Source organism: Polaromonas sp. P1_E1_2, from assembly GCF_056406035.1.
Genome location: NZ_JBFUAZ010000790.1, coordinates 1 through 1,569 on the forward strand (window position 1 = coordinate 1; position 1,569 = coordinate 1,569).

The 1,569-nt window shown below is 57.0% G+C and carries 2 protein-coding genes; both read left to right on the forward strand.

Going from position 1 to position 1,569, the window contains the following annotated elements; genetic code table 11:
- A partial coding sequence (locus tag AC1D1P_RS22910) for an HlyD family type I secretion periplasmic adaptor subunit (protein ID WP_477674576.1) occupies positions 1-696 on the forward strand: 696 nt, incomplete at its 5' end.
- Between the two features lie 70 nt (positions 697-766).
- Positions 767-1,569: TolC family protein (locus tag AC1D1P_RS22915; protein WP_477674577.1), on the forward strand; the 803-nt coding region annotated here is incomplete at its 3' end.

Sequence of the window (1,569 nt, forward strand, 5' to 3'; positions counted from 1 at the left end):
GCGCAGACGGGCTTGATTGAAACCCGGCTTGAACTCCTCAACATGGAAAAGGATATCTCCGTGATGGGCAAGAGGTTGAATGAATCAGCAGCGAGCCTTAATGCATCTGTCCAACAGCGCAAACAGGCACAGGCCGAGTTTCGTGCCCGGGCCAGCGCTGAATTGGTGGACGCCATTCGCAAGCATGATGCGGCTCGCCAGGAGTTGATCAAGGCCACGCAGCGGCGCGACCTGCAAACGCTGCGCAGCCCGATTGACGGTGTGGTACAGCAGCTGGCAGTCACGACGGTCGGTGGCGTGGTTACTCAAGCGCAGGCGCTCATGACCATCGTGCCCCACGACGCCCTCCTGGAGGTCGAAGCTCAGGTCATGAACCGCGACATCGGTCATGTCAAAGTCGGCCAGCGTGTGATCCATAAGGTAGAGACCTTTGACTTCACCCGCTTTGGATATATAGAAGGCACCGTGCTGTGGGTTGGCACCGATGCGATGGCTGACCCCAAGCTTGGCCCGATATATCCGGTGCGTATCAAGTTGAACACGATGGAGACACCGAGTGTTGTGAATGGTTTGCACGGAGCCGTTACCGCTGGCATGAGCGTGACATCGGATATTCGTACTGGCGAGCGTCGCATGATTGAGTATTTCATCTCACCCATGCTGCGCTATAAGCAGGAGTCTTTGCGTGAAAGGTGATGTGCTCCTGTGCATGCCAACCTGTCTAACGCGTCATTGGTTGAGTATTGCTACTTTTCTTATTAGACCTGTGTTCGCCACATTTTTTCTTCTATCGTCGTTTAATGTTCAGGCCGCCAATTTGTTGGCGGTTTATCGCAAAGCGCAGGAGCGCGACCCGACCTACCGGGGAGCGGCCCATGCCCTGCAAGCGGCGCGTGAGCGCGTACCCCAGGCGCGTGCTGGGCTGCTTCCCGCAGTGAATTTGATCGGCTCCACCAGCAAGCAGTCGGGACAGGCTGCTTTCAGTGAGGCTCCTTATATAGATCGCAATGTGCGCAACCGGAGCTGGAATCTGCAACTGACGCAACCGTTATGGCGCGCAACCAGCTGGATGGCCTTGAGCCAAGCAGAACAGCAGGAGATATTGGCCGAGGCGCAGTTTCGACAAACCGAGCAAGAGCTGATTGTGCGAACGGCTCAAGCTTACCTGGATGTATTGGTTGCGCAGGAGGCCGAGCGCGTGGCGCGTCTGCAAATCAGCGCTGTCGAGCTGCAGCTGGGTTTGGCGCGCCGTAACTTTGAGGTAGGTACGGCAACGGTGACAGACGTGCATGAGGCCAAGTCCCGGTTAGATCTGTCAAGGGCCCAAGCAGTTGCCRCTGCCAGCGATATGGAAAACAGACGTGCTGAACTCGCGCGTATCCTGGGCGACTCTGAAGTCCGTCTGGCGCGCCTGCGTGATGGTGGTCGGTTGCCGGGTATACAACCAGTGACAGTTCAGTCCTGGGTAGACAGTGCCCGTGAACAATCACTGCAAGTCCGAGTCGCTTTGACTACCTTGGAGGTGGCTGACCGTGAGATCGATAAAAGCCGGGCAGCCCATTCACCCAC